Raw genomic sequence first — 2,398 nt, 5'->3', positions numbered from 1 at the left:
GGTTGTCTTTGACGTGGTCGAACTGGCTGGTGTTGAAGTTCAGCCGGTTCGCCGCCGCGTCGTAGCGGAACTCTTCGCTGTCGATCAACTGCCCCGTGTCGCGGCTGTGTAACTGGCCGTTGGCTTTGTATTGGTACTTGATCTCGCCGCGCAGTTTGTCGAGGGTGCGGGTCAGTTCGCCAGCCGGGTCGTACTGGTGACGGCGGTGGATCGGGTTGTAGGCGTGCTCCACCAGCAGGTCGGGCTGGATGCCGGGGTTGTGGAGGCGCGAGAGTTTTTCCGCCGGCAGGCGCGAGGCGAACTGCCAGCTCTTGCGGCCCATCGCGTCGTAGCCGAAGCAACTGGTGAGCGCGCCCTGGGTGCGCAGGGCTTCGCGGTGCAGGTCGTCGCGCTCGATGTCGCTGATGAGCTGGCCGTCGAGGTTGAGTTGGTGCAGGTGGCCACTGCCGTAGTACAGGTGATTTATCTGTTGGTCGGCGCAAGCACTTGATTACTCGACCCGATGCGTCCCATGTAATTTCTGATTATAGAGAAAAGTGACTTAAGAAACCTTACACCACTCTGCAGTTAAAATTTTAAAGAACGGCTCAATCCCCACTAATTCTTGACCACCGATAAACAACTAAATACGCAACAAAAATATCGCACCAACGGTGCAGCAGAATACTCCACCGTCTTCTATACGAAGGTCAGAGAGCCGCTTTTTTCCATTTATCTCCATTTTTTGTTTCTTTTCTCACTATCAACCACCCATTTTCAGTATTTTTCAGAACAAACTTATACACAGCCTTTAGCCTAGCCATTTGCTCGACAACCACAGTGTAATTTTTGCCTTCTTGAACAGGCTTACTTATTACATCCCTCTCAGGATCATAAGTCGGAGGAGACCCACAACCCAGATCTACCTGTCGAGCCCAGCTGCGTTCATCTGATACAGAAAACTTGGTTAGAATTCTCTTAAGTTCTGCTTCATATTTTTTATCACAATCAGACGTATCTTTATCCGCATCGATCAGGCTCATCTGCTCATCGCGAAAAGCTGTCTCCCAATCTCGCATTTCTGACATAAAGCCTTTCAACGCCTCAACCACCGAAACTTCTTTTTCCATAACAAACTCCTACCAAGCACAACAATACAATTGCGAACAGCAGAATAAACCAGAAAGCCTTTGCCGTGGCGGAAGGTGGAGATCAGCTGACCTGTCACCGTTGAAGCGGCTGTGGATGATTGCTGCCTGAGATGAGTACTTCCCTAGTAGTTGGTTTTATAAAACACCCTAATCCAGACCGGTGTTATTGAAAAAAGCGGAAAATGACAATCATTGTCCGCCTCACTGTGCAGGTCATCGCGATCCCTGTCACGGCTCCTCTGGCCTTCGATTTTACAGGTCGATCTCAGATTCGTCCTTTAAACCCTCAACAAAAGCGTCAAATGAACTTGCGAGCCAACGATAGGCCTTTGCATGATTGGCGGCATAACTACTATTCGAATCAAAGGAATCAGTTGCGTAAAAACACACATCACCATCAGTCAAATCCAGACAGAAAAAGTTACCACCGTCGTCAGTCGCAAACGGCAGCAATGTTTTAGGTATCACATTTTTAGAGGTCATCACTGTATAACAACCGCTTAAATATTTTGTCTCTGCAGCATCCAAAGCACCACTAGCTGCAACTGCTTTAAATTTCTTTATTCGAACAGGCTCATATTCATCACCACTATCCCACCAATCTCTATCTGCTACCCCACCATTATGAGTTAAATAAAAATTTTTAAAGCCTTCAGGCAATGTATGTCCGATCTCGTCCTCCAGCAAACTGAGATCAGAACTATTCACTTCCGGATCGGACTTCGATACTTTCAGTACACCCATCATTGTCTCCTTACTAACAAGTTGTAGAGGCAGCTTTCGGAGCCCGCCCATTCAGCCAGCCCTTAGAGTGCGAGATACCTACAGCATCAGTATTGCCATAAGAACCAGAAGGTAGACCGAAATGCTTTTCAAACTGAGCAACAGAGCCGCCATGTGAAAATGTCGCTTCATGGGCTGATGTTTTGACTAACTGCATAGTGGTCTTACCGGTTTTCGGATCAAAGTCATCAACGTGATGCCAAGTATAATCATCGGCTGCCGAAGCTTTGATACCTGCCTCTTTATATGCCTGGGTGAAGTCCCGTCCTCTCGCACCCTGCATTGTGATTGAAACGATATTTTTTTGATTACCGGTCACCGGAAACAAATCAGGAGAGCCCGTAAAGTCAACGCCCTTGAAAGCCCAACCCCACGGATCAATCCAAACGTTCGTATTAGGGGCGTAACGGTAGAGGTTGAGCCCCCCATCCAACCCAATCGGATCCTGCGTAACAAACCGCCCCACCTCCGGATCGTAATACCGA

Annotated in this window: 3 protein-coding genes and 1 pseudogene; all 4 read right to left on the bottom strand. The window is 48.4% G+C overall.

Annotated features, from left to right (window positions below):
* Positions 1-472 (bottom strand): annotated as a pseudogene (locus tag D8V06_RS28675) (type IV secretion protein Rhs); the annotation flags it as partial.
* A gap of 217 nt (positions 473-689) precedes the next feature.
* Positions 690-1,109: an NTF2 fold immunity protein gene (locus tag D8V06_RS28670; RefSeq protein ID WP_130932294.1), complete on the bottom strand. Its 420-nt coding sequence runs from the start codon at positions 1,107-1,109 to the stop codon at positions 690-692.
* A 273-nt stretch (positions 1,110-1,382) separates the two neighbouring features.
* Positions 1,383-1,874: an SMI1/KNR4 family protein gene (locus D8V06_RS28665; RefSeq protein ID WP_130932293.1), complete on the bottom strand. Its 492-nt coding sequence runs from the start codon at positions 1,872-1,874 to the stop codon at positions 1,383-1,385.
* Positions 1,875-1,887: 13 nt separating this feature from the next.
* Positions 1,888-2,398: RHS repeat-associated core domain-containing protein (locus D8V06_RS28660; RefSeq protein ID WP_130932292.1), on the bottom strand; the 511-nt coding region annotated here is incomplete at its 5' end.

This window comes from Pseudomonas sp. Sample_24 (genome assembly GCF_004307605.1).
In the GTDB taxonomy this organism is placed as follows: Bacteria; Pseudomonadota; Gammaproteobacteria; order Pseudomonadales; family Pseudomonadaceae; genus Aquipseudomonas.
This window is presented reverse-complemented; position numbering and strand designations above follow the sequence as displayed.